Annotated in this window: 24 protein-coding genes; 20 read left to right on the plus strand and 4 right to left on the minus strand. The window is 71.1% G+C overall.

Annotated elements, in window-relative coordinates; genetic code table 11:
- Positions 1–219 precede the first annotated feature (219 nt).
- From rho to AC5PYY_RS08085, 19 genes are all read left to right on the plus strand, one after another.
- Positions 220–2241: a transcription termination factor Rho gene (rho, locus tag AC5PYY_RS07995; RefSeq protein WP_493899237.1), complete on the plus strand. Its 2022-nt coding sequence runs from the start codon at positions 220–222 to the stop codon at positions 2239–2241.
- Positions 2242–2371: 130 nt separating this feature from the next.
- The gene (rpmE, locus tag AC5PYY_RS08000; protein ID WP_493899238.1) at positions 2372–2590 is read left to right on the plus strand and encodes a 50S ribosomal protein L31; all 219 of its coding nucleotides are present in this window, start codon (positions 2372–2374) and stop codon (positions 2588–2590) included.
- A gap of 110 nt (positions 2591–2700) precedes the next feature.
- Complete coding sequence (gene prfA, locus AC5PYY_RS08005) at positions 2701–3780, plus strand: peptide chain release factor 1 (RefSeq protein WP_493899239.1); 1080 nt, start codon at positions 2701–2703, stop codon at positions 3778–3780.
- 14 nt (positions 3781–3794) lie between these two features.
- Positions 3795–4658, plus strand: a complete 864-nt coding sequence (gene prmC, locus AC5PYY_RS08010) for a peptide chain release factor N(5)-glutamine methyltransferase (RefSeq protein ID WP_493899240.1) — start codon at positions 3795–3797, stop codon at positions 4656–4658.
- 353 nt (positions 4659–5011) lie between these two features.
- A complete protein-coding gene (locus AC5PYY_RS08015) occupies positions 5012–5905 on the plus strand; it encodes an L-threonylcarbamoyladenylate synthase (protein ID WP_493899241.1) in 894 nt (297 codons plus the stop codon).
- A gap of 9 nt (positions 5906–5914) precedes the next feature.
- On the plus strand, positions 5915–7216 hold the full coding sequence (glyA, locus tag AC5PYY_RS08020; protein ID WP_493899242.1) for a serine hydroxymethyltransferase: 1302 nt from the start codon (positions 5915–5917) through the stop codon (positions 7214–7216).
- A gap of 60 nt (positions 7217–7276) precedes the next feature.
- On the plus strand, positions 7277–8398 hold the full coding sequence (locus AC5PYY_RS08025; protein WP_493899243.1) for a glycosyltransferase family 4 protein: 1122 nt from the start codon (positions 7277–7279) through the stop codon (positions 8396–8398).
- Between the two features lie 76 nt (positions 8399–8474).
- The gene (locus AC5PYY_RS08030; protein ID WP_493899244.1) at positions 8475–8912 is read left to right on the plus strand and encodes a hypothetical protein; all 438 of its coding nucleotides are present in this window, start codon (positions 8475–8477) and stop codon (positions 8910–8912) included.
- A complete protein-coding gene (locus AC5PYY_RS08035; protein ID WP_493899245.1) occupies positions 8909–9142 on the plus strand; it encodes a hypothetical protein in 234 nt (77 codons plus the stop codon). Before AC5PYY_RS08030 ends, AC5PYY_RS08035 begins: the two co-directional genes overlap by 4 nt.
- A gap of 73 nt (positions 9143–9215) precedes the next feature.
- Positions 9216–10034, plus strand: a complete 819-nt coding sequence (gene atpB / locus AC5PYY_RS08040; RefSeq protein WP_493899246.1) for a F0F1 ATP synthase subunit A — start codon at positions 9216–9218, stop codon at positions 10032–10034.
- A gap of 108 nt (positions 10035–10142) precedes the next feature.
- A complete protein-coding gene (locus AC5PYY_RS08045) occupies positions 10143–10358 on the plus strand; it encodes an ATP synthase F0 subunit C (protein WP_058890803.1) in 216 nt (71 codons plus the stop codon).
- Between the two features lie 110 nt (positions 10359–10468).
- A complete protein-coding gene (locus AC5PYY_RS08050) occupies positions 10469–11059 on the plus strand; it encodes a F0F1 ATP synthase subunit B (protein WP_493899346.1) in 591 nt (196 codons plus the stop codon).
- Positions 11059–11880 (plus strand): F0F1 ATP synthase subunit delta, encoded by an 822-nt coding sequence (locus AC5PYY_RS08055; protein WP_493899247.1) that lies wholly within the window; start codon positions 11059–11061, stop codon positions 11878–11880. The genes AC5PYY_RS08050 and AC5PYY_RS08055 overlap by 1 nt, the downstream gene beginning before the upstream one ends.
- Positions 11881–11966: 86 nt before the next feature.
- Complete coding sequence (gene atpA, locus AC5PYY_RS08060) at positions 11967–13613, plus strand: F0F1 ATP synthase subunit alpha (protein ID WP_493899248.1); 1647 nt, start codon at positions 11967–11969, stop codon at positions 13611–13613.
- Between the two features lie 58 nt (positions 13614–13671).
- Positions 13672–14571: a F0F1 ATP synthase subunit gamma gene (locus tag AC5PYY_RS08065; protein WP_493899249.1), complete on the plus strand. Its 900-nt coding sequence runs from the start codon at positions 13672–13674 to the stop codon at positions 14569–14571.
- Between the two features lie 16 nt (positions 14572–14587).
- The gene (atpD, locus tag AC5PYY_RS08070; protein ID WP_493899250.1) at positions 14588–16045 is read left to right on the plus strand and encodes a F0F1 ATP synthase subunit beta; all 1458 of its coding nucleotides are present in this window, start codon (positions 14588–14590) and stop codon (positions 16043–16045) included.
- Between the two features lie 116 nt (positions 16046–16161).
- Positions 16162–17505 carry a uracil-xanthine permease family protein gene (locus AC5PYY_RS08075; protein ID WP_493899251.1) on the plus strand — a complete coding sequence of 448 codons (1344 nt, stop codon included), beginning with the start codon at positions 16162–16164 and terminating at the stop codon, positions 17503–17505.
- Between the two features lie 39 nt (positions 17506–17544).
- A complete protein-coding gene (locus tag AC5PYY_RS08080; protein ID WP_493899252.1) occupies positions 17545–17823 on the plus strand; it encodes a F0F1 ATP synthase subunit epsilon in 279 nt (92 codons plus the stop codon).
- A gap of 7 nt (positions 17824–17830) precedes the next feature.
- Entirely contained in the window at positions 17831–18256 is a 426-nt protein-coding gene (locus AC5PYY_RS08085; RefSeq protein WP_493899253.1) for a DUF2550 family protein, read from the plus strand.
- Between the two features lie 61 nt (positions 18257–18317).
- On the opposite strand, the gene AC5PYY_RS08090 is transcribed toward AC5PYY_RS08085, so the two are convergent.
- From AC5PYY_RS08090 to nucS, 4 genes are all read right to left on the minus strand, one after another.
- The gene (locus AC5PYY_RS08090; protein ID WP_493899254.1) at positions 18318–18971 is read right to left on the minus strand and encodes a cob(I)yrinic acid a,c-diamide adenosyltransferase; all 654 of its coding nucleotides are present in this window, start codon (positions 18969–18971) and stop codon (positions 18318–18320) included.
- A gap of 76 nt (positions 18972–19047) precedes the next feature.
- Positions 19048–20574 carry a gamma-glutamyltransferase gene (locus AC5PYY_RS08095; RefSeq protein WP_493899255.1) on the minus strand — a complete coding sequence of 509 codons (1527 nt, stop codon included), beginning with the start codon at positions 20572–20574 and terminating at the stop codon, positions 19048–19050.
- 18 nt (positions 20575–20592) lie between these two features.
- On the minus strand, positions 20593–20988 hold the full coding sequence (locus tag AC5PYY_RS08100) for a GtrA family protein (RefSeq protein ID WP_493899256.1): 396 nt from the start codon (positions 20986–20988) through the stop codon (positions 20593–20595).
- A gap of 11 nt (positions 20989–20999) precedes the next feature.
- Positions 21000–21695, minus strand: coding sequence for an endonuclease NucS (nucS, locus tag AC5PYY_RS08105; protein WP_493899347.1), 696 nt, complete (start codon positions 21693–21695; stop codon positions 21000–21002).
- Positions 21696–22139: 444 nt separating this feature from the next.
- Between nucS and AC5PYY_RS08110 the strand changes: the two genes are divergently transcribed.
- Positions 22140–23825: a 3-hydroxyacyl-CoA dehydrogenase family protein gene (locus AC5PYY_RS08110; protein WP_493899257.1), complete on the plus strand. Its 1686-nt coding sequence runs from the start codon at positions 22140–22142 to the stop codon at positions 23823–23825.
- The last annotated feature ends 14 nt before the right edge of the window (positions 23826–23839 follow it).

Here is a 23839-nt window from a genome sequence, read left to right on the forward strand (position 1 = left end):
CACCGTGTTATCTTGGTGCCGCTTCGTGAGCGTGCCGGGCACAGTGGTGACCGGCTCCGAAGCACCTCCACGCACGGGCCCCATCGGCCGTTCGCGGCGTGTCCTGATCTGTAGGCCGCTGCTCCGGTCGTTCCCCGTGCGGAGTCCGACCGCGGTGCCGTCGCGCGCCACGACACTCACAACCCCGAACCGGTTTGACCGAGGGGGAAGGAATCCCACGTGACTGAGATCACCGACGCTGGCGCGACCCGCACGGGCGCGCTCAGCACGCTCCGCCTGGCCGAGCTGCAGCAGCTCGCCTCCAGCATGGGCATCACCGTGAACCCCAAGATGCGCAAGGCCGACCTGGTCTCCGCCATCCGCGAGCAGCGCGGGGGCGCTGCGCGTTCCAGCAGCAACGGCGCGTCCGCGCGCCCCGAGAGCGCCCCCGAGCAGCGGCCCCAGGGCGACCCGACCGGCGGCATCGAGGCCGCGCTCGACCAGGCCCAGGCGGACCGGGGCGACGAGGCCCCCGCCGGCGGTTCGCGGACCCGCCGCAGCCGCCGTGCCGGGTCCGGCGCCGGCGCGCCGCGGCAGGAGCGCGACCAGCGCGATTCCTCCGAGGACCGACGCGACCGCCAGCAGGGTGGCCGTGACCAGGGTGGCGACGACCGCCAGCAGGGCGGCCGTGACCAGCGTGGCGACGACCGCCAGCAGAGCGAACGCGACCAGCGCGATTCCTCCGAGGACCGACGCGACCGCCAGCAGAGCGGACGCGACCAGGGTGGCGACGACCGCCAGCAGAGCGGACGCGACCAGGGTGGCGACGACCGCCAGCGAGGTGGCCGCGACCAGGGTGGCGACGACCGCCAGCGGGACCACCGGGGCGACCGCGACCAGCAGCAGCGCGGCAACGGCAACGACGGCTTCACCCACGACGACGACGGTGACGAGGGTCGCCGCGGTCGACGTCGCAACCGCAACCGCAACCGGGACCGCAAGCGCGGGCGCGGTGGCCAGGGCGGCGGACAGCAGGGCGGCGGCCAGCAGCAGGACGAGGAGAGCTACAGCGACGAGGACGTCCTCGTGCCCGTCGGCGGTGTGCTCGACCTGCTCGACAACTACGCCTTCATCCGGACCACCGGCTACCTGCCCGGGCCGACCGACATCTACGTGCCGATGGGCATGGTCAAGAAGAACGGCCTGCGCAAGGGTGATGCGGTCACCGGTGCCATCAAGGCCCCGCAGGACGGCAGCGACGCCGGTCAGCACACGGTGTCCTCGACCGGCAACAAGCGCGACCGCGGCAAGTTCAGCGCCCTGGTGCGGCTCGACACGGTCAACGGCCAGCCGGCCGAGCAGGCCCGTCGTCGGCCGGAGTTCTCCAGCCTCACGCCGCTCTACCCGCAGCAGCGGCTGCGGTTGGAGACCGACCAGAAGAACCTCACCACCCGGGTCGTCGACCTGGTGACGCCGATCGGCAAGGGCCAGCGCGGTCTCATCGTCTCCCCGCCCAAGGCCGGCAAGACGATGGTCATGCAGGCCATCGCCAACGCGATCACGACCAACAACCCCGAGGTCCACCTGATGATCGTCCTCGTGGACGAGCGTCCGGAGGAGGTCACCGACTTCCAGCGCAGCGTCAAGGGTGAGGTCATCTCCTCGACCTTCGACCGCCCGGCCAGCGACCACACCATAGTGGCCGAGCTGGCGATCGAGCGGGCCAAGCGCCTGGTCGAGCTGGGTCAGGACGTCGTCGTGCTGCTCGACGGCATCACCCGCCTGGGCCGGGCCTACAACCTGGCGGCCCCCGCCTCGGGCCGGATCCTCTCTGGTGGTGTCGACTCGGCCGCGCTCTACCCGCCGAAGAAGTTCTTCGGCGCCGCGCGCAACATCGAGAACGGCGGCTCGCTCACGATCCTCGCCACGGCGCTGGTCGAGACCGGCTCCAAGATGGACGAGGTGATCTTCGAGGAGTTCAAGGGCACCGGCAACATGGAGCTCAAGCTCTCCCGCCAGCTCGCCGACCGGCGCACCTTCCCAGCGGTGGACGTCAACGCGTCCAGCACCCGGCGCGAGGAGATCCTCATGAGCTCGGAGGAGCTGAAGATCATGTGGAAGCTGCGCCGCGTGCTCGCCGCCCTCGACCAGACGCAGGGAATCGAACTGCTCATCGACCGGTTGAAGAAGACGAAGCACAACTACGAGTTCCTCACCCAGGTCCAGCAGACCAGCTCGGTCCGGCTCGACGACGACGACTGAGGGGCCGTGCCCCGGCGGGAGGTCATCAGCACGCCCGCCATCCGCGTAGAATGATCCGTTGGCCCACCGGTTCACGCCACGCCTCCTGGCGTGGCGACCCGGGGACACGCAGCCACCCGAGGAGAGAAGTATGAAGAACGACATCCACCCGGAGTACGTCGAGACCCAGGTCACCTGCACCTGCGGCGCGACGTTCACCACCCGCAGCACCGCGACGTCCGGGCGCATCAACGCCGACGTCTGCTCCAACTGCCACCCGTTCTACACGGGCAAGCAGAAGATCATGGACACCGGTGGCCGCGTCGCCCGCTTCCAGGAGCGCTACGGCAAGAAGGCCGCCGCCAAGTAACACCTCCCAGACGCCGGTCCCGCGACATCGTTCGCGGGGCCGGCGTTCGTCGTCGTGCGTCCCCGCACGACGACGACCGCCCGTCGCCGACCGCCACGTCAGGAGTGTCGATGTTCGACTCCGCCCGGCCGCTGCTCGCCGAGCACGCCGACCTCGAGCGTCAGCTCGCGGACCCGGCGATCCACGGCGACCCGACCGCCCTGCGCCGCCTCAACAAGCGGTATGCCGCGCTCGGACCGACCGTGGCGGCATACCGCGCCTGGGAGTCGGCGAGCGGAGACCTCGAGGCCGCGCGCGAGCTCGCCGCCGAGGACCCCGCCTTCGCCGAAGAGCTGCCCGCCCTTGAGCAGACGCTCTCGGACGCGGCCGAGCATCTTACCCGGCAGCTGGTGCCGCGCGACCCCGACGACGATCGCGACGTCATCCTCGAGGTCAAGGCTGGTGAGGGCGGCGAGGAGTCCGCGCTCTTCGCCGGAGACCTGATGCGGATGTACCTGCGCTACGCCGAGCGGCGCGGCTGGCGCGCCGAGCTGCTGGACGCGACCGACTCCGACCTGGGGGGCTACAAGGACGCCCGGGTCTCGATCGCCGCGGCCGGGGCGCCCGGGCCGGGCGAGGCCCCCTGGGCGCGGCTGAAGTACGAAGGGGGCGTGCACCGGGTGCAGCGGGTGCCCGCCACCGAGAGCCAGGGGCGCATCCACACCTCGGCGGCCGGGGTGCTGGTCATGCCCGATCTCGACGATCCCGCCGAGGTGGAGCTCGACCCGAACGACCTCAAGATCGACGTCTTCCGGTCCTCGGGTCCGGGCGGGCAGTCGGTCAACACCACCGACTCCGCGGTCCGCATCACCCACCTGCCGACCGGGCTGGTCGTCTCCTGCCAGAACGAGAAGAGCCAGCTGCAGAACAAGGAGTCGGCCCTGCGGGTGCTCCGCGCCCGGTTGCACCAGATCGCCGTCGACGAGGCCGACGCGGCTGCCAGCGAGGCGCGGCGCAGCCAGGTGCGCACGGTCGACCGCAGCGAGCGGATCCGCACCTACAACTTCCCGGAGAACCGCATCGCCGATCATCGGACCGGGTTCAAGGCCTACAACCTGGACCAGGTCCTCGACGGCGAGCTCGACCCGGTCGTGCAGTCCGCCGTGGACGCCGACGAGGCCGCGCGCCTCGCCGCGGCCGGCGAGCGGTGACGGGGCAGGAGCGCGTGAGTCGCCGGCTGGATTCCCTGCTGCGGGTGGCGGCGGCCCGCTTGGCCGACGCGGGCGTGGCCAGCCCTCAGGTTGACGCCGAGGCCCTGCTCGCGCACGCGACCGGGCGCGAGCCCGGGGAGCTGCGCCGGGCCCGGATCCTGGGGGAGGACGTGACGGAGCGCGACCGCGCGGCCTTCCTCGAGCTGGTCCGGGGCCGGGAGGATCGGGTGCCGTTGCAGCACCTCACGGGGACGGCCCACTTCGCCGGCGTGGACCTGCGGGTCGGCCCCGGGGTCTTCGTGCCCCGGCCCGAGACCGAGACGCTGGTCCGGCTCGCGCGGGAGGAGCTCGCGTCGCAGGAGCGTCCGACCGTCGTCGACCTGTGCACCGGCAGCGGCGCCGTCGCGCTCGCCCTGGCGCGGTCACGGCCGGAGGCCCGGGTCGGCGCGGTCGAGTTGTCCGCGGCCGCCCATCGGTATGCCGCCACGAACGTCGCGGCGCTCGGCCTGGCCGTCGACCTGCGGCAGGGCCGGGCGCAGGACGCCTTCGGCGACTGGGCCGGCGCGGTGGACCTCGTCACGTGTAACCCCCCCTACATCCCGCCCGACGCCGTGCCCGTCGACGTGGAGGTGCGCGAGCACGACCCGGAGCTGGCGCTCTACGGCGTCGGTGAGGACGGCTTGGCCCTCCCGGCGGAGCTGGCGGCTCGGGCCTGGACCCTGCTGCGCCCGGGCGGCGTCCTGCTCATGGAGCACGCCGACGTCCAGGGGGCGGCGCTCGTCGAGCGGCTCGCCGGGACGGGGTGGGTCGACGCGGTCGACCACGAGGACCTCGCCGGTCGCCCGCGGGTCGTCCGGGCCACGCGCCCGACCGGCTGACCCGTGCCCCGCACAGGCGCGCGCCCCGGCACCCGTGACGGGTGCCCGGGCGCGTCGTGCCGAGATCAGAAGATCCAGATCACCAGGGCGATGATGAGCAGGATCCCGACGATCGTCCAGATCAGACCGCTACCGCGCATGTGCCTTCACACTCCTTCTCATCGACCGGGGCGTCAGGGGGCGCCCGCTTCGGGGTCACCTCACTCAACGCTCAGGACGACAGCGGCGCAACTCGAAGCGCGACGTGGCTCGCGGGCCTGATCCCACCGGGGTGGATGTCCGGGAGGTGGGGGAAGTCGTGGAAAGATGACGACGACCCGACCCACCCTGACTCCTCCGAACGGAGCGCGCCCATGTCCGGCCCGGCGCCGCTGCAGGACCGCCTGCTCGACTGCACCGACGAGCAGCTCCGGGAGTCTGCGATCGAGCGGGCCGCCACCGTGGTGCGTGAGGGCAAGGTGGTCGTGCTGCCCACGGACACCGTCTACGGCGTGGGCGCGGACGCTTTCGACGTCGTGGCGGTCGCCATGGTCCTCGCCGCCAAGCACCGAGGCCGTGAGATGCCGCCTCCCGTGCTCGTGCCGAACCCGAGGACGGTCGACGGCCTAGCCGTCGACGTCCCGATGTACGCCAAGATCCTCATGCGGCAGTTCTGGCCAGGCGCGCTCACCCTCGTGCTGCGCGCGCAGCCCTCGCTGCAGTGGGACCTGGGCGAGACCAACGGCACCGTCGCGCTCCGGATGCCGGACGACGAGGTCGCGCTGACCCTCCTCGCCGAGGTCGGGCCGATGGCGGTCACCAGCGCCAACGTCACCGGGCAGCCCGCGGCCACCAGTGCGCGAGAGGCCCTGGAGCAGCTGGGCGGCGCGGTCGCGGCCTATCTCGACGGGGGGCCGAGGACCGGCGGTGCGCCCTCCACCATCCTGGACTGCACGGGGGAGGAGCCCGTGGTGCTCCGGATCGGAGCGCTGTCGGTCGACGACATCAGGGCCGTCCTCGGGACCACCGCGCTGCACGAGACCCCGCCCGTGGACACGGACGACGAGGCCGAGGGCAAGGCCGACGACGAGGGGCAGGACGCCGACGCCCCCACCGAAGAGCCACGAACGCAGGACGCCTCCGCCCTCCACCGCGACGGGATGGCGGACCTCGTGGGCTCGGTGCGACCGAGCGGCCTCCCGGTGCCCGCCCAGGCGTTGCGGACCGTGCCCGCGCCCTCCGCCGGAGGTGGGGGTCAGACCCCCTAGAGTGTGGGCATGAGCACGCCTGTCACGCCAGACACGTACTACGGCCCGTCCTTCGCCGCGCTCCTCGAGCAGGACCCGGACGTCGCTGGGCTCCTCGTCTCCGAGCTGGATCGCCAGCGGGCCGGGATCCAGCTCATCGCGAGCGAGAACCAGACCAGCCCCGCCGTGCTCGCGGCCCTCGGCTCGACCCTCTCCAACAAGTATGCCGAGGGCTACCCCGACGCCCGCTACTACGGCGGCTGTGCGGAGGTCGACAAGGTCGAGAAGCTCGCCGTCGCGCGGGCCAAGGAGCTCTTCGGCGCCGACCACGCCAATGTCCAACCGCACTCCGGCGCCAGCGCCAACCAGGCCGTCTACGGTGCCTTCGTCTCGCCCGGCGACACCATCCTGGCCATGTCGCTGGACCATGGCGGCCACCTCACCCACGGGTTCAAGGTGAGCTTCTCCGGCAAGTGGTTCAACGCCGTCCACTACGGAGTCTCGAGCGAGACCGAGGACATCGACTACGACCAGGTCGAGGCGCTGGCCAAGGAGCACCGGCCCAAGATCATCCTGGCCGGGGGTTCGGCGATCCCGCGGCTCATCGACTTCGAACGGTTCCGGGCGATCGCCGACGAGGTCGGCGCCATCTTCTGGGTCGACGCCGCCCACTTCATCGGCCTCGTCGCCGGCAAGGTCATCCCGTCGCCGGTCCCGCACGCCGACGTCGTGTCCTTCACCACCCACAAGGTGCTCCGCGGCCCGCGTGGCGGTGCCATCGTGTGCCGCGAGGAGCACGCCAAGAAGATCGACCGCGCGGTCTTCCCGATGATGCAGGGTGGGCCGCTCATGCACGGCGTCGCCGGCAAGGCGGTCAATTTCGCCGAGTGCATGACGCCGGCCTACCAGTCCTACGCCCAGCAGGTGCTCGACAACGCCGCCGCGCTGGCCACCGGCCTCGCCGAGCGCGACATCCGGCCCATCACGGGCGGGACCGACACCCATCTGTCCTTGCACGACCTGCGAGGCGTGGGGGTGACCGGCGTCGACGCCGAGGCCCGGTGCGACGCCGCGGGCATCGTGCTCAACAAGAACGCCATCCCCTTCGACCCGGAGAAGCCCAACATCGCCTCCGGGATCCGGGTCGGCAGCCCGTCGGTGACGACCCAGGGCATGGGCACCGCGCAGATGGACGTCATCGCCGAACTCATCCACGGGGCCGTGACCGAGACCGACGGCAGCGCCGAGCACCCGGTCGCCCGGGAGATCCGTGGTCAGGTCGGCGAGCTGATGGGCGCCTACCCGGCCTACCCCCAGGCGTCGACCGACTGAGGTCGCGGCGGCGGCGGACGGCATACCCGTCGCGGCGGCCGGGAAGGGTGACGGACACCAGTGCGCGAGTTCCTCATGGTGCTGCTGACGGCGGCCATCGTCACCTACCTGGCGACCCCCGTCGTGCGGCGGCTCGCGCTGCGGGTGGGGGCGATGACCGCGGTCCGCGACCGCGACGTGCACTCGGTCCCGATCCCGCGGCTGGGCGGCGTGGCGATGCTCCTCGGCTTCGCCGCCGCGGTGCTGCTGGGCTCGCAGCTGCCCTACCACGGCCAGCTCTACGACGACACGCCCACGCTCTACGGCGTGCTCGTCGCCGCCGTCCTCATCACCCTGCTCGGAGCCGTGGACGACGTCCGCGAGCTGGACTGGCTCACCAAGCTGGCGGGGCAGGTGATCGCCGGGGCGATCATGGCCTTCTACGGCGTCCGGCTCGTCTCGCTCCCGATCCTGGGCGTGACCTACCTGCCGACCGAGGTCATGGTGACGCTCACCATCCTCGTGGTCGTCATCTCCACCAACGCGGTCAACTTCATCGACGGGCTCGACGGTCTCGCGGCCGGGGTCGTCCTCATCGCGGCCTCCGCCTTCTTCGGCTGGTGCTATCTCGTGAGCCGCAACTTCGACCCGCCCAACGTCTTCTCCGAGGCCACCTTCATCAGCGCCGCCCTCATCGGGGTATGCCTGGGCTTCCTGCCGCACAACTTCCACCCGGCGCGGTTGTTCATGGGCGACGCCGGCGCTCTCCTGCTCGGGCTGCTCCTCGCCGCCTCCACGATCTCGATGACCGGGTCCGTGGACCCGAGCTCCTCGCTGGCGAGCGCCTCCGCGGCGACCGCGCTGCTGCTGCCCCTGCTCATCCCGCTGGCGATCCTGGCCCTGCCCTTCCTCGACATCGTGCTCGCCGTCTTCCGCCGGACCCGCGCGGGGCAGCTGCCGTGGAAGCCGGACCGGGGGCATCTGCACCACCGGATGCTGGACATCGGCCACAGCCACCGGCGCGCGGTCATCCTGCTCTACCTGTGGTCGCTGCTCATCGCCGCCGGGACCGTCTCCTTCGCCTACGTGCCGACCTGGGCCTCGATCCTGGGTATCGTCGTGCTCTTCGTGCTCGCGGTGGTGCTGACGCTGCGCGCAGCCCCTCGGACACCGCTGTCGAGCGACGCCACCTCAGCGCCGTGACCTGCAGGTTCGCGGCTCAAGCAGACTTTGTGATAGTTTTCACAAGCCTTGAACGTCCGCCGTCCCGGAGCTGACCATGTCGACCACCGCCGCCTCGCGAGCCGCTGCTCCCGCCGTGCGGTCGATGATGCTCCACGGGGTGATCCCCTGCCTCCCGCTCCTCGTCGTCGTGCCGCTCCTCGCGTGGGCCGCGGCCGGCGAGTGGGCCGCGGTCTCAGCCCTGCTCGGAGCCGTGCTGGGGGTCGTGGTCTTCGCCCTGGGAGTGGTCGGCATCCGCGGGGTCTTCTCCGGCCCGACCGCGCTCACGATGCTGGGCGCCTTCGCGGTCTTCCTGCTGCAGATGGCTGCCCTGGGCGTGGTGATCTGGGCGCTGGCGCAGACCACGTGGCTGGAGGTCGTCCCGCTGGCGGTGGGCTTCATCGTCCTCGGTCTGGTCTTTCAGACCGGTCTGGTCATCGGCTACCTGCGCAGCAGGACCCCGTTGCAGGTGGAGCCGTGGGCGGAGAGCCGATGAGCACGCCTTCGCCGCACGGAGGTCACGAGCCCGAGGTCGAGGGCATGGCCCAGCAGACGGACCTCGCGACCGGCGCGTTGGCCTACCTGCTGGCCGGTCCGGCGGGCTTCGGGCTGGTCGGCTTCGCGCTCGACCGCTGGTGGGGCACCGTCTTCGCCCTGCCCATCGGCGTCGTCGTCGGAATGGTGGCGTCGCTCTACGTCATCTGGCTCAGGTACGGTAAGACGTGACGACGAGATCCGACCCCGCCGTGTCCCTGCTGGTGTCCCTGTCGTCCCCGAGCAATTCTGTGGAGGAGAACGCGTGAGTGCGACCATGATGGCCGCTGGTGTCGCCCTGCCGATGGAGGGCGAGGAAAGCCACTTCCCGCCCACCCCGGGCGACTTCTGGCAGCCGCTGTTCGCCATCCCGGGCACCGAGTACTACTTCACCCGGCCGATGGCCCTCATGGCCATCGCGACCGCCGCGCTCATGGTGTGGCTCTGGGTCACGACCCGGCGCGCCGCGGTCGTGCCCGGCAAGGGGCAGTGGCTCACCGAGCAGGTCTACAACTTCGCCCGCAACGGGATCGCCCGCGACATGATCGGCAGCAAGGACTTCATGCCCTTCGTGCCGTTCCTCTTCGCGCTGTTCACGTTCATCCTGCTCAACAACCTCTTCGGGATCATCCCGCCGTTCCAGAACCCCACGATGGCTCGGATCGGCTTCCCCATCGGCCTCACCCTCATCGTCTACGTCGTCTACCACTACGTGGGGCTGCGCAAGGCGGGCGGCGTGGGCGCCTACATCGGGGGCATGCTGCCCAGCGGGCTGCCGGGCTGGATCAAGCCCTTCATCCTGTTCCTGGAGCTCATCACCTTCTTCATCACGCGTCCGCTGACCCTGGCGCTGCGACTCTTCGGCAACATGTTCGCCGGCCACATGCTGCTCGTCGTCTTCATCGTCGGCGGCTGGTACCTCTTCAAGACCTACGACCCGGGCCTCATGCTCGTGGCCATCCCGGCCTGGCTGCTGGGGGTGCTCCTCACCGTTTTCGAGGGCCTGATCCAGTTCCTCCAGGCCTACGTCTTCACCCTGCTGGCGGCGTCCTACATCGGCGGCGCGCTGGCCGACGACCACTGACCGACCGAGGCGGCCGCTGCGCGGCGCTCGGACCACAACTGAATACGCACCAAGAAGCCTTCGTGGCCCGGCTCCGGGTCGCGAGACCTCAACAGAAAGAGAATCGACGTGTCTGGTGACATCACCCTCCTCGGCTACGGCGTGTCCACCATCGGCCCGGCCATCGCCGTGGGTCTGATCTTCGCCGCCTACATCAACGGCGTGGCCCGTCAGCCCGAGGCCCAGGGCAAGCTGCAGCCCATCGCCATCCTCGGCTTCGCGCTCGCGGAGGCGCTGGCCATCTTCGGCCTGGTGCTCTTCTTCATCGCGTTCTTCGTCGGCTGACGACCGCCCTGCCCGAATCTCGTCCGCTCACCCCTGCGTCCGCAGGCCGGTGACGGACCCGCACTAGTGAGGAGCTGCTCGTGGACTACACCACGATCGTTGCGGGCGCCATCACGGCCGCGACGGCGTCGGAGTCGGAGCCGCTGGGCGCCGGCGAGGACGCCATCCCGATCCTTCCCTACATGCCGGAGCTCATCTTCGGCCTGATCGTCTTCGCGATCTTCTACTGGTTCATCCGGAAGAACATCTGGCCGAACCTGGAGAAGGCCTACGCCGATCGCACCGAGGCCATCGAGGGTGGCATCGCGGCGGCGGAGAAGGCCCAGGCAGAGGCTGCGGCCGCCAAGGCGCAGTACGAGGACCAGCTCGGGGAGGCCCGTGCCGAGGCCGCGGCCATCCGCGAGAAGGCCAAGGAGCAGGGCGCCCAGATCATCGCCGAGATGCGCGACCAGGCGCAGGCCGAGGCCAACCGCATCACCGAGACCGCGCACAAGCAGGTCGAGGCCGAGCGCCAGCAGGCGTTCGTGCAGCTCCGGGGCGAGGTCGGTCAGATCTCGACCGACCTGGCCAGCAAGATCGTCGGCGAGTCGCTCGAGGACGAGGCGCGGCAGCGAGGGATCGTCGACCGCTTCCTGGCCGACCTGGACTCCGGTGCCATCGCTCCGGAGAAGCTGGGCGCGCCGAGCGAGCAGGGTCGCTGATGGACACCGCGTTCCGCCGCTCCTACCACGGTGCCCACGAGGCGCTGGACCAGGTGCTGCAGCACGACGGCGGTGGCGTCGACCTCGCCCGCGTCTCCGACGAGCTGTGGTCGGTGGCCCGGCTCGTCGACGGCAACGCGGTGCTCCGGCGCAAGCTGGCCGACCCCTCGCGCGGGGGAGAGCAGCGCGCCGGGCTCGCCGAGCGGCTGCTCGGCGGCAAGATCGGCGACGCGGCCCTGCACGTGGTCAAGGGCGCCGCGAGCCAGCGCTGGTCGGAGCCGGGTGACCTCGGCTCTGCGTTGGAGCGTCTGGGGGTCGAGGCGCTGCTCGTGCACGCCGAGCGCCATGGGCGGCTGGCCCAGGTCGAGGACGAGCTCTTCCGCTTCGGCCGGATCGTCCAGGGCACCCCTGACCTCCAGGCCGCGCTGAGCGACCGGCGGGCCGACGCGGGCGCCAAGCGTGCCCTCGTCGATCGACTGCTCTCGGTCAAGGCCTCCCCGGAGACGGTGAGCCTGGCCACCCAGGCCGTCGCCGGGATCCGGGGACGGAGGGTCGACTCCGCACTCGCCGCCTTCATGGAGCAGGCGGCCGAGCGCCAGGACCAGGTCACCGCCGTGGTGACCAGTGCGGTGCCGCTCACGGAGCAGCAGCAGGAGACGCTGCGCTCCGCGCTCAGCCGCCAGTACCGTCGCCAGGTCCACACCAACGTGGTCATCGACGAGCAGGTCGTCGGTGGCGTCCGGGTGGAGATCGGCGACGAGATCATCGACGGCACGGTGAGCCACCGGCTCGCCGAGGCCCGACGCCGCATGGCCGGCTGACCGCAGCACTGCACCCAACCCGCACCACCACATACCCGCGACAAGCACCGGCCCGACAGCCCCGGGCCACGACGAGGAGAAACGACATGACGGAGCTTTCGATCCGTCCGGAGGAGATCCGGGACGCGCTGGACCAGTTCGTCCAGACCTACGAGCCGGGCACGGCCTCCCGCGAAGAGGTCGGCCGCGTGGTCGACGCCGGTGACGGTATTGCGCACGTCGAGGGCCTGCCCTCGGTCATGACCAACGAGCTGCTCGAGTTCGCGGACGGCACGCTCGGCCTGGCGTTGAACCTCGACGTCCACGAGGTCGGCGTCATCGTCCTCGGCGACTTCTCCGGCATCGAGGAGGGCCAGGAGGTCCGCCGCACCGGCGAGGTCCTCTCGGTGCCCGTCGGCGACGGCTACCTCGGTCGCGTCGTCAACCCGCTCGGCCAGCCGATCGACGGGATGGGCGACATCGAGACCGACGGCCGCCGCGCGCTGGAGCTGCAGGCCCCGGGCGTCATGGCCCGCAAGTCGGTGCACGAGCCGCTGCAGACCGGCATCAAGGCGATCGACGCGATGATCCCCATCGGTCGCGGGCAGCGCCAGCTCATCATCGGCGACCGGCAGACCGGCAAGACCGCCGTCGCCATCGACACGATCCTCAACCAGAAGTCCAACTGGGAGTCCGGTGACCCGGACAAGCAGGTGCGCTGCATCTACGTCGCGATCGGCCAGAAGGGCTCGACCATCGCCTCGGTGCGCGCGACGCTGGAGGAGAACGGCGCGCTGGACTACACCACCATCGTCGCCGCGCCTGCCTCGGACGCCGCCGGCTTCAAGTACCTCGCCCCCTACACCGGCTCGGCCCTCGGCCAGCACTGGATGTACGACGGCAAGCACGTGCTCATCGTCTTCGACGACCTGTCCAAGCAGGCCGAGGCCTACCGTGCGGTGTCGCTGCTGCTGCGCCGCCCGCCGGGCCGCGAGGCCTACCCGGGTGACGTCTTCTACCTGCACTCCCGGCTGCTCGAGCGCTGCGCCAAGCTGTCCGACGAGATGGGCGCGGGCTCGATGACGGGTCTGCCGATCATCGAGACCAAGGCGGGTGACGTCTCGGCCTACATCCCGACCAACGTCATCTCCATCACCGACGGGCAGATCTACCTACAGGCGGACCTCTTCAACTCCAACGTCCGCCCGGCCATCGACGTGGGTGTGTCGGTCTCGCGGGTCGGCGGTGCCGCGCAGATCAAGGCGATGAAGTCGGTCTCCGGCCGCCTCAAGGTCGACCTCGCGCAGTTCCGCGAGATGGAGGCCTTCGCGATGTTCGCCTCCGACCTCGACGACGCCTCCAAGGCCCAGCTGGCCCGCGGTGCGCGCATGGTCGAGATCCTCAAGCAGCCGCAGTCCTCCCCGGTCTCGGTCGAGGACCAGGTCGCCATCATCTGGGCGGGCACCAACGGCCACATCGACGAGGTGCCGGTCAGTGACGTGCGTCGGTTCGAGAACGAGTGGGTCGAGTTCCTGCACCGTGAGCACGACGGGCTCCTCGCGGGCATCCGCGAGAGCGGCAAGCTCGGCGACGACACCGCCGCCGCGCTGGCGGACGCCATGTCCGCCTTTCAGTCCGAGTTCACCCCCGACGACAGCGCCGAGGTCGGCGTCGGCTCCGCCGAGGACGACCCCGTCGAGGCCATGGATGACGACGAGGTCGACCAGGAGCAGCTGACCGTCCAGCGCAGCTGAGCGCAGGGCACATACCAGCGATCCGACCGACCACCAGAGCCAACGAGAGAGGCGAGACATGGGAGCGCAGCAGCGGGAGTACCGCCAGCGCAGCCGGACCGTCCAGTCGACCAAGAAGATCACCCGGGCGATGGAGCTCATCGCCGCCTCCCGGGTCGTCAAGGCCCGGCAGCGGGTCGCGGAGACCACGCCGTACGCCCGGGCGATCACCCGGGCCGCCTCGGCGGTCGCGACGCACGCCGACGTCGACCACCCGCTGACGACCAAGCGGGAGCAGCCGCGTCGCGCCGGGGTGTTCGTCGTCACCTCCGACCGGGGGCTGGCGGGTGCCTACGCGGCCAACGTGCTGAAGCGCAGCGAGCAGCTGCGCGAGCTGCTGGAGGAGTCGGGGGTGGAGTACGTCCCCTTCCTCACCGGGCGCAAGGCGGAGAACTACTACTCCTTCCGCAACCGGCCGTTCGAGGACTCGTGGAGCGGCTTCTCCGACTCTCCGACCTTCGACGTGGCGCAGGAGATCTCCGAGCGGCTCATCGGCGAGTTCACCAGGGGCACCGACGAGGGCGGGGTCGACGAGGTCCACCTCGTCTACACCCGGTTCGTCAACATGGTCACCCAGGAGGTGCAGGTGACCCGCCTGCTGCCGCTGCAGGTCGTCGAGGACGCCGCGCCGCGCACGCCGGAGAACGGCTTCCCGCTCTACGACTTCGAGCCCTCCGGCGCCGAGGTCCTCGACGCGCTGCTCCCGCGCTACATCACCTCGCGGGTGTGGAACGCCCTGCTGCAGGCGGCGGCCTCCGAGCTCGCCGCGCGTCAGCGGGCGATGAAGGCGGCGACGGACAACGCCGAGGAGCTCATCAAGACCTACACGCGTCTTGCCAACCAGGCCCGTCAGGCCGAGATCACCCAAGAGATCAGCGAAATCGTGGGCGGCGCGAGCGCCCTCGCCGACGCCAAGTGAGAGGAAGCACGCAGCCATGACTGCCACCACCGAGGCTCCCACCACGGAGCAGACCCAGGGCGCCGTGGGTCGCCTGGCCCGGATCATCGGCCCCGTCGTCGACGTCGAGTTCCCCCCGGGGCAGATGCCCTCGCTCTACAACCTGCTGAAGACCGAGGTCGCGATCGGCGGGGAGACCAAGACCGTCAACCTCGAGGTCGCCCAGGACATCGGCGACAACATGGTGCGCGCCATCTCCCTGCAGCCGACCGACGGCCTCGTCCGCGGCGGCCAGGTGCAGGACACCGGCGGCCCCATCACCGTGCCGGTCGGTGACGTGACCCTCGGTCACGTCTTCAACGCCACCGGCGACGTGCTCGACCTGCCCGAGGGCGAGACCCTCGAGGTCAACGAGCGCTGGGGCATCCATCGCCAGGCGCCGGCCTTCGACCAGCTGGAGCCCAAGACCCAGATGTTCGAGACCGGCATCAAGGTCATCGACCTGCTGACCCCCTACGTGCTGGGCGGCAAGATCGGCCTGTTCGGCGGCGCCGGCGTGGGCAAGACGGTGCTCATCCAGGAGATGATCGCCCGTGTCGCCCGCGACCACGGTGGTGTGTCCGTCTTCGCCGGTGTCGGCGAGCGGACCCGTGAGGGCAACGACCTCATCGTCGAGATGGAGGAGGCCGGGGTCCTCGGCCAGACCGCCCTGGTCTTCGGCCAGATGGACGAGCCGCCGGGCACCCGCCTGCGGGTCGCGCTGTCCGCGCTCACCATGGCGGAGTACTTCCGCGACGTCCAGAAGCAGGACGTGCTCCTCTTCATCGACAACATCTTCCGCTTCACCCAGGCCGGCTCCGAGGTCTCCACGCTGCTCGGGCGCATGCCCTCGGCCGTGGGCTACCAGCCCAACCTGGCGGACGAGATGGGCACCCTGCAGGAGCGGATCACCTCGACCCGTGGTCACTCGATCACCTCCATGCAGGCGATCTACGTGCCGGCCGACGACTACACCGACCCGGCCCCGGCGACGACCTTCGCGCACCTGGACGCCACGACCGAGCTCTCCCGCCCGATCGCCTCGATGGGCATCTACCCGGCCGTGGACCCGCTGACCTCGACCAGCCGGATCCTCGACCCGCGCTACATCAGCCGCGAGCACTACGACACGGCCGTCCGGGTGAAGTCGATCCTCCAGCGCTACAAGGAGCTGCAGGACATCATCGCGATCCTCGGCATCGACGAGCTGTCCGAGGAGGACAAGATCCTCGTCGGCCGCGCCCGTCGGATCCAGCGCTTCCTGTCGCAGAACACCTACGTCGCCAAGCAGTTCACCGGCATCGAGGGCTCGACCGTCCCGCTGTCGGAGACGATCGAGGCCTTCACCAAGGTGGCCGACGGCGACTACGACCACGTCCCGGAGCAGGCCTTCTTCATGTGCGGTGGGCTCGAGGACGTCGAGCGCCAGGCCGCCGAGCTGGAGAAGAACAGCTGAGGCAGCCCTGATCCATCCACCGGCCTTCGGGAACTCACCACGGAGTTCTCGAAGGCCGGTGTCGTTCCACCGAGCGCCGCGCATAAGTGCTCTGATGCCCGAAGGAGTTGCTGTCCATGTGGACCGTGCACGGTGACGGATACCGGATCGAGCCCGGACAGGTCGTCGGTCCGCGCGAGCGGCTCGCGTGGGCACCGACCGTCGGGATCGGGATGCAGCACGTCGTCGCGATGTTCGGCGCGACCTTCCTCGTGCCGCTCATCACCGGCTTCCCGCCGAGCACGACGCTGCTCTTCTCCGGACTGGGCACCGTGCTCTTCCTGCTCCTCACGCGCGGGCGCGTGCCGTCATACCTCGGCTCCAGCTTCGCCTTCCTGGCGCCGATCGCGGCAGCGCAGAGCGACTACGGCGCGGCGGGGGCGCTCGGCGGGGTCGTGCTGGCCGGGGTCGCCCTGGCCGCGGTCGGCCTCCTCGTCCAGGTCATCGGTCACGGCTGGGTCGGCCGCCTCATGCCGCCCATGGTCACCGGCACCATCGTCGCGCTCATCGGCCTCAACCTCGCCCCCGCGGCCTGGGGCAACGTCGAGCAGGCGCCGACGACCGCCCTGGTCACCCTGGTCGCGATCGTGCTCGCGACGGTGCTCCTGCGGGGACTGCTCGGACGGCTCTCGATCCTGCTCGGCGTCGTCTGCGGGTATGCCGTCGCCCTGCTCCGCGGGGAGGTCGACCTCGCCGCGGTCCGAGAGGCGGCGTGGATCGGGGCGCCGGAGCTCATGGCACCGGAGTTCCACGTCGGCGTCCTGGGCCTCTTCCTCCCGGTGGTGCTCGTGCTGGTGGCGGAGAACATCGGGCACGTCAAGTCGGTCGCCCAGATGACCGAGGGCTCCGCGGACGCGCTGGACCACCTGCTGGGCCGCACGCTGCTCTCGGACGGACTGGCGACCACCCTGGCCGGCGCCGGTGGTGGCTCGGGGACCACGACCTACGCGGAGAACATCGGCGTCATGGCCGCGACGCGTGTCTACTCGACCGCGGCCTACTGGGTCGCCGCTCTCACGGCGATCGCGCTGGCCTTCCTACCGAAGTTCGGGGCGCTCATCCAGACCGTGCCGGCCGGCGTCCTCGGCGGTGCCGCGACCGTGCTCTACGGCATGATCGGGGTGCTCGGCTTCCGGATCTGGGTGGAGCACCGGGTGGACCTGGGCCATCCGATCAACCTCGCGACCGCGGCCGTCGCGCTCGTCGTGGGCATCGCCAACTACACCTGGAGCCCGGGTGCGCTGGTCTTCGAGGGCATCGCCCTCGGCACCGCCGCAGCGCTGATCGCCTACCACGGGATGCACGCGATCAACCGGTGGACCGGGGCGCTGGACGGGCCCGGACACCTCGAGCTGGGCGGCTCCACGCATCCCGCACCAGAGGTCGAGAGCCCGTCCTGGGACGACCCGCCCGGCCGGTAGACTGTCCCAGGCCGCACCCCCTCGGAAGGAATTCATCTCGTGAGTGCACTCCAGGTCGAGCTCGTCGCCGCGGACCGCAAGGTCTGGTCCGGCGAGGCGAAGATGGTCAGCGCCCGGAGCATCGACGGCGACATGGGCATCATGCCGGGGCACACCCCCGTGCTGAGCGTGCTGGTCGAGGGGGAGGTCCGGATCCAGACGGAGGGGGCCACCGAGACGGTGACCGTCGACGGAGGGTTCCTCTCGGTGGACGAGGACCGCGTCGTCATCGTGGCGGATCGCGTCGACGCGGGGTCGCTCACCGGATCGCCGAGCTAGGACCCAGATGAGCGAATCCCTGATCCTGGTGCTCCTGGCCGCCATCGGTGGCCTGGTGATCCTGGGACTCGGGCTGTTCGCCTTCCGGACCGCGGGGGAGCGCGGCGCACTCTCCCCGCCGATGCCCGCGGCATACCGCGCCGTGCAGGGCGGCTGGCGCCGCGGCACCCTGCGCTTCACCGACGACCGCCTGGCCATCAAGGGGCCGGGCGGCCTTGCTGCTGGTCCCTGGTTGCGGGGCAACCTCGACCTCGGGGTCGCCTCCGTCCTGGACCAGGATCAGGCGGAGGCCCTGGGCCGGACCGGCCTCATCCGGGTGCCGGTGAGCTACGGCACCGCGCGCTTCGAGCTGGCGCTGGGGGAGCAGCACTACACGGCGCTGCGGTCCTGGGTCGAGGCCGTGCCGCCGGGCTGGAACTCCCAGGTGGCCTGACGGTCATCCGCGGGGGCGTCGGAGCCCCGGCACGCCGAGGGCGCTGGCGGTCAGACCGTGGTCAGTCGCGCCTGGGATCGTCTCCCGTGGTCGGCTCCCCCTCCTCGCGGCCGCCGCCCGGCTGCCACAGGACATCACCCTTCCCGCCCCGTGCGGCGACCCGAGCCAGGATGAAGAGCAGGTCGGAGAGCCGGTTGAGGTAGGTCGCGGTGAGCGGGTTGACCCCGCCCTCGCCCTTGGCGGCGCCCTCCTCCGAGGGCTGGTCGCCATAGCGCTCCAGCGCCGCCCAGGTGGATCGCTCCGCCCGCCGGGTCACGGTGCGGGCCTGGTGCAGCAGCGCCGCCCCGGGCGTGCCGCCCGGCAGGATGAAGGAGCGCAGCGTCGGGAGATCGGCGTTGTAGCGGTCGCAGTCGGACTCCAGCTCCTCCACCCAGGCCTGCTGCACCCGCAGCGGTTCCCACTCGTAGCTGGCCTTGAGCGGCATGCACAGGTCGGCGCCGACGTCGAAGAGGTCGTTCTGGATCCGGCCCAGCGTCTGCTGGATCTCGACCGGCAGGGCGCCGCAGGCGACCGCCACGCCGATGACCGAGTTGGCCTCGTCGGTGTCGGCATACGCGGCGAGCCGCAGGTCGGTCTTGGGGGTGCGCCCGTTGTCGCCGAGCGCGGTGGTGCCCCGGTCGCCGGTGCGGGTGTAGATCCGAGTCAGGTTGACCATGCCCAGCATCGTCCCATGCGCCCCGGGTGACCTCGGAGCGTGGTGAGCGGGACGCGGCGCAGGGCCCGAGGTGGGCTCAGGTGACGAGGGTCGCGGCGACGCGGCGGGCGTCGCCGGCGGCCGTCAGCTCGCCCCGAGGGTCCAGCAGCGCGGCGCCGACGCCGCCGAAGTACATCGAGGAGGGCGGGTGCTCGAAGCGGGTCAGGCCGGCGTCGTCGAGGCTGTCCGCCAGCCACGGATCCTCTTCGTGGTCGATCCGGGTGCTGCCGTCGTCGAGCCGGCGCGGGTGCATCCGCGGGCGGTCGATGGCCGTCTGCAGGTCCTCCCCGTGCCGGGCCATGTGGGTCAGGACCTGCGCCAGCGCGGTGGTGATCCGGTCCGCCCCCGGCGTGCCGATCGCCAGCACCGCGCCGTCCTCGCGCCGTGCCGTGGTCGGAGCCATGTTGGAGGCCAGCCTGGTGCCCGGCGGGAGCACGTGCAGGCCGAGCCGGTTGAGCTCGAGCTCACCGAGCGAGTTGTTGGCGACCAGCCCGGTGCCCTCGACCGTCATTCCCGAGCCGTAACCGGCCGACGCAGTGAGCGCGCACGCCATACCGTCCGCGTCGACCACCGAGACGTGCGCGGTGGAGGGGGAGGTCGGCAGACCCGTCGCACCGATCTGGTGCAGCGTGGCGAGCAGCTCGGCACCGGCGGTCTCGAGGTCCTCGGCGGTGTCGATCCGGTCCAGCCGGATGTCGAGCACCTCTTTCATGACACCCGCGGCCTGGGCCGGGTCCACGTCGCCCGTGGTGCCGTCGAGCAGCCGCAGCAGGGCGGTGAGCACCGGCCCGCCGATCGAGGGCGGCGGGTTGCAGGCGAGGTCCCAGGGTCCGAGGTGGCTGCGCAACGCGGTGCGCACGACGGGTTGGTAGGCCTCGAGGTCGGCCAGCGTGAGCAGCCCTCCACGGCGGCGCATGTCGGCGTCGATCGCGCGGGCGACGTCGCCTCGGTATGCCGTAGCGGCGCCCTGGGCGCCGATGTGTTCCAGGGTGTCGGCGAGGATCGGGTCGACGATCCGGTGGCCGAGCGGGGGAGCCGCTCCGTCGTCGGTGAGCAGCGCCCGCGTCGCCGGATCCCAGGCGAGGATGGTCTCGGTGACGAGCACGAGGTAGGACTGCGCGGTCTTGCCGAGCGGGTAACCCGCGCGGGCGACATCGGCGGCGGGCTGCAGCAGTTCGGCCCAGGGCGCGCGCCCGAAGCGCTGGTGCGCCCAGCCCATGGCGGCGAGCATCCCCGGCGTCGCGACCGACCCCGGCCCGACGTAGGTGACCATCCCGCCGCCGTAGCTGGACGCGGCCTCGATCAGGCCGCCCCCACGCACATCCTCGCTCATGCCGCGACCCGGCATCTCGACGTTGCCGTCCACGACGACGGGGTCCTCGCCGGGCGCCCAGACGTTGATGAAGCACCCCCCGAGCGGCGCCACGACGCCTGGTTCGGTCACGGTCGCGGTGAGCATGGCGGCGATCGCGGCGTCGACGGCCGTGCCGCCCTCGGCCAGCGCGTGCGCGGCGGACTCGGTCGCGTAGGTGTTGGGCGCGGCGATCGCGGCTCGAGGTGTCACCCGTCCGATTGTGCCGGATCAGTGCTCGCGTGGCGGTGAGGCCTGCTCCCGACCCGCGGTGAGGACCACCTTGGTGAGCAGGAAGGTGAGGGGCACGACGGCGACCGTCATGAGCAGGGTCGCGTAGCGCTCGTCCAGCCCGAGGGACTCCACGAGCAGGACCGAGCCCAGCGTCGTCACCCCGAGATTCACCACCGTCGTGAGCGGGTAGGCGAGGAAGCGGCGCCAGGTGGGGCGCACCCCGAAGGTGTAGAGGCTGTTGGCGACGAAGGAGAAGACCATCCCCACCCCCCAGGCGAGCAGGTGTGCCGGGACGTACGGCATACCGAGCAGGAAGAGGCGGTAGGCGACGTAGTAGAGCAGGGTGTTGGCGATCCCGACGAGCACGAAGCCCGCGAGCGGAGCCCCCGCCATGGTCGGCCGGCTCAGAAGAGCCGCGTCTCCGCGTCGTCGCGACCGCGCAGGGCCTCGTAGTCGAGGGTCACGCACCGGATGCCGCGGTCGGTGGCGAGCACCTTGGCCTGCGGCTTGATGAGCTGGGCGGCGAAGACGCCCTCGACCGGCGCGAGGTGGGGATCGCGGTTGAGCAGCTCGAGGTAGCGGCTCAGCTGCTCCACGCCGTCGATGTCGCCACGCCGCTTGATCTCCACGGCCACGGTCGCCCCATCGGCGTCGCGGCAGAGGATGTCGACCGGGCCGATCGCGGTGGGGTACTCCCGCCTCAGCAGGGTCCAGCCGTCCCCGAGGGTGGTGATGTGCTCGGCCAGCAGCGCCTGGAGCTGAGCCTCCACGCCGTCCTTGACCAGCCCCGGGTCGACCCCGAGGTCGTGGCTGGAGTCGGCGAGCACCTCGTGGATCTTGACCCGCAGCGTGTCGTCGCGCTTGCCGTGGGAGACCTGCCAGACCTGGGTGACGCCCTGCTCGGTCTCCACCTCGTCCGGGGTGGTCTGCGCCATGGAGCACGGCGGGGCCATCCAGTTCAACGGCTTGTAGGACCCGCCGTCGGAGTGGATGAGCACCGAGCCGTCGGCCTTGACCATGAGCAGCCGGGTGGCCAGGGGGAGGTGAGCCTCGAGGGCTCCGTGGTAGTCCACCGAGCACCGGGCGATGACGACGCGCACGCCGGCCACCCTAACCCGACTGCCCGCGCGGTATGCCGTGACCGGCCGCGCGGTATGCCGTGACCGACCGCGCGGTATGCCGTGACCGGCCGCACGGTATGCCGTGACCGGCCGCGCGGTATGCCGTGACCGGCCGCGCGACCCCGACACCGCCGACCTCCACCTACCGACCGAGGGGACGTCGGGCACGCGCATCCTCTGGTCCAGCGACACGCGGTCGGCAACGGGACGGTGAGTACGACGCCGAGCGTTCGAAGGTGCGGGCTTCCCCGACGCGCTGACCTCCACCGACGGCGTCTTCAGCCTCGGGGTCAACTGGTGGGACACGCCGTTCGTCGGGCCGATGGATGACCTGCACTTCTGGTCCCGGCCGATCTCGGAGGAGGAGGAGGTCGCGGACCTGTCGACGCAGGCTCCCTAGGCGCACCGTGACATGATCGGCGCATGCGTGAGATCAGCACCGTCGGGGTCATCGGACTGGGCACCATGGGTGCCGGCATCGTCGAGGTGTTCGCCCGGGGAGGGTTGAGCGTCGTCGGGGTGGAGACCACTGAGGAGCTGGCCGAGCGTGGTCGCGGCATCCTGCAGGCCTCCACCGACCGCGCCGTGAGCAAGGGCAAGCTCGACGAGGCGGGGCAGCGCGCGATCCTCGACCGCATCACGATCACGACCGCGATGGCGGATCTCGCCGACGCCGACCTCGTCGTGGAGGCGGTCCCGGAGATCATGGATCTCAAGCACCGGGTCTTCTCCGCCCTCGACGACATCGTGGCGCAGGACGCCGTGCTCGCCTCGAACACCTCGAGCCTGTCGATCACCGAGATCGCCGCCGGGACCGCCCACCCGGAGCGGGTCGTCGGGCTGCACTTCTTCAATCCCGCGCCGGTGCTCAAGCTGGTCGAGGTCATCACGACGCTGCGCACCGACACCGAGCTCGCCGACGCCGTCGTCGCCCTGTCCGAGAAGATCGGCAAGAAGCCGGTCGTCATCGGCGACCGGGCCGGCTTCGTCGCCAACTACCTGCTCTTCGGCTACTTCGTCTCCGCCCTGCGCATGCTGGAGCAGGGCCACGTCTCCCGCGAGGACCTCGACACCGCGATGCGGGTCGGGGCCGGTCTGCCGATGGGCCCGTGCACCCTGATGGACCTCGTCGGGCTCGACGTGTGCCATCACATCGGTGACGTCATCTACTCCCACAGCCGCAGCCCGATGCATGCCCCGAGCACGATGCTGGAGCGGATGGTCACCGCCGGTCTGCTGGGCCGCAAGAGCGGCGAGGGCTTCTACACCTACGCCAAGCCGGGGAGCGGGCAGGTCGTCGGGGTCGGCGAGTCCACCGACGCCGAGTCGGAGACGAGGATCTCGGCGGTCGGTGTGGTCGGGGAGGGTGAGATCGCCGACGAGCTCGTCTCTCGCCTCCAGGACGGGGGGTATGCCGTCACGCACGTCCGTGACGCGGCCGACCGGGACGAGCTCTCGGCGCTCGCGGACGTCGACCTCGTCGTCGAGGCCGACGCCGCAGCCGGCCCGACCGGCCCGGCGGACGTCGAGGCGGAGTCAGAGGGGCTCCCCGACCTCTCCGCCGAGACCGACGACCTGTGGGAGGTCCTCGGTGAGATCGTCCGCGTCGGCACCGTGCTCACCACGGTCAACGACGAGGCCGCGGTGGCCATCGGTGCCCTGTCGGGTCGCCCGGAGCAGGCGGCGGTCCTGCGGATGCACGCGCCCACCGGCAACGGACAGGTGGTCGAGATCGGCCGCTCCTCCGCCACCGACGACGTGGCCGTGGCCGCACTGCGCGAGTTGGTGACCCGCCTCGGCGCCGATCCGGTCGTCTGCCGCGACCGCCCCGGGCTCGTCGTCGACGCGCTGCTCATGCCGCATCTCAACGACGCGGTCCGCATGCTCGACGAGGGCTATGCCAGCGTGGCGGACATCGACACCGCGCTGCAGTTCGGTCTGGGCTATCCCGCGGGGCCGTTCGCGATGATCGACCAGATCGGCGCCGACGAGGTCCTCGCCGTCTGCGAGGAGCTGGGCGCCGCCCCCGGGGGGCAGCCGCAGGAGGCCGTCGCGCCCTCGCCGCTCCTCGTCGAACACGTCCTGCTCGACCGACCGTTCACCGGCTGAGGCCGGTGCCCCGC

The sequence above is a fragment of the Serinicoccus sp. JS2-9 genome (assembly GCF_059025165.1).

Bases quoted from the DNA above. Each gene is read 5' to 3' on its own strand.
- rpmE (WP_493899238.1), top strand. From the start codon at position 2,372: ATGAAGAACGACATCCACCCGGAGTACGTCGAGACCCAGGTCACCTGC.
- prfA (WP_493899239.1), top strand. From the start codon at position 2,701: ATGTTCGACTCCGCCCGGCCGCTGCTCGCCGAGCACGCCGACCTCGAG.
- AC5PYY_RS08015 (WP_493899241.1), top strand. From the start codon at position 5,012: ATGTCCGGCCCGGCGCCGCTGCAGGACCGCCTGCTCGACTGCACCGAC.
- glyA (WP_493899242.1), top strand. From the start codon at position 5,915: ATGAGCACGCCTGTCACGCCAGACACGTACTACGGCCCGTCCTTCGCC.
- AC5PYY_RS08030 (WP_493899244.1), top strand. From the start codon at position 8,475: ATGTCGACCACCGCCGCCTCGCGAGCCGCTGCTCCCGCCGTGCGGTCG.
- AC5PYY_RS08035 (WP_493899245.1), top strand. From the start codon at position 8,909: ATGAGCACGCCTTCGCCGCACGGAGGTCACGAGCCCGAGGTCGAGGGC.
- AC5PYY_RS08055 (WP_493899247.1), top strand. From the start codon at position 11,059: ATGGACACCGCGTTCCGCCGCTCCTACCACGGTGCCCACGAGGCGCTG.
- atpA (WP_493899248.1), top strand. From the start codon at position 11,967: ATGACGGAGCTTTCGATCCGTCCGGAGGAGATCCGGGACGCGCTGGAC.
- AC5PYY_RS08065 (WP_493899249.1), top strand. From the start codon at position 13,672: ATGGGAGCGCAGCAGCGGGAGTACCGCCAGCGCAGCCGGACCGTCCAG.
- atpD (WP_493899250.1), top strand. From the start codon at position 14,588: ATGACTGCCACCACCGAGGCTCCCACCACGGAGCAGACCCAGGGCGCC.
- AC5PYY_RS08075 (WP_493899251.1), top strand. From the start codon at position 16,162: ATGTGGACCGTGCACGGTGACGGATACCGGATCGAGCCCGGACAGGTC.
- AC5PYY_RS08085 (WP_493899253.1), top strand. From the start codon at position 17,831: ATGAGCGAATCCCTGATCCTGGTGCTCCTGGCCGCCATCGGTGGCCTG.
- AC5PYY_RS08090 (WP_493899254.1), bottom strand. From the start codon at position 18,971: ATGGTCAACCTGACTCGGATCTACACCCGCACCGGCGACCGGGGCACC.
- AC5PYY_RS08100 (WP_493899256.1), bottom strand. From the start codon at position 20,988: ATGGCGGGGGCTCCGCTCGCGGGCTTCGTGCTCGTCGGGATCGCCAAC.
- AC5PYY_RS08110 (WP_493899257.1), top strand. From the start codon at position 22,140: ATGCGTGAGATCAGCACCGTCGGGGTCATCGGACTGGGCACCATGGGT.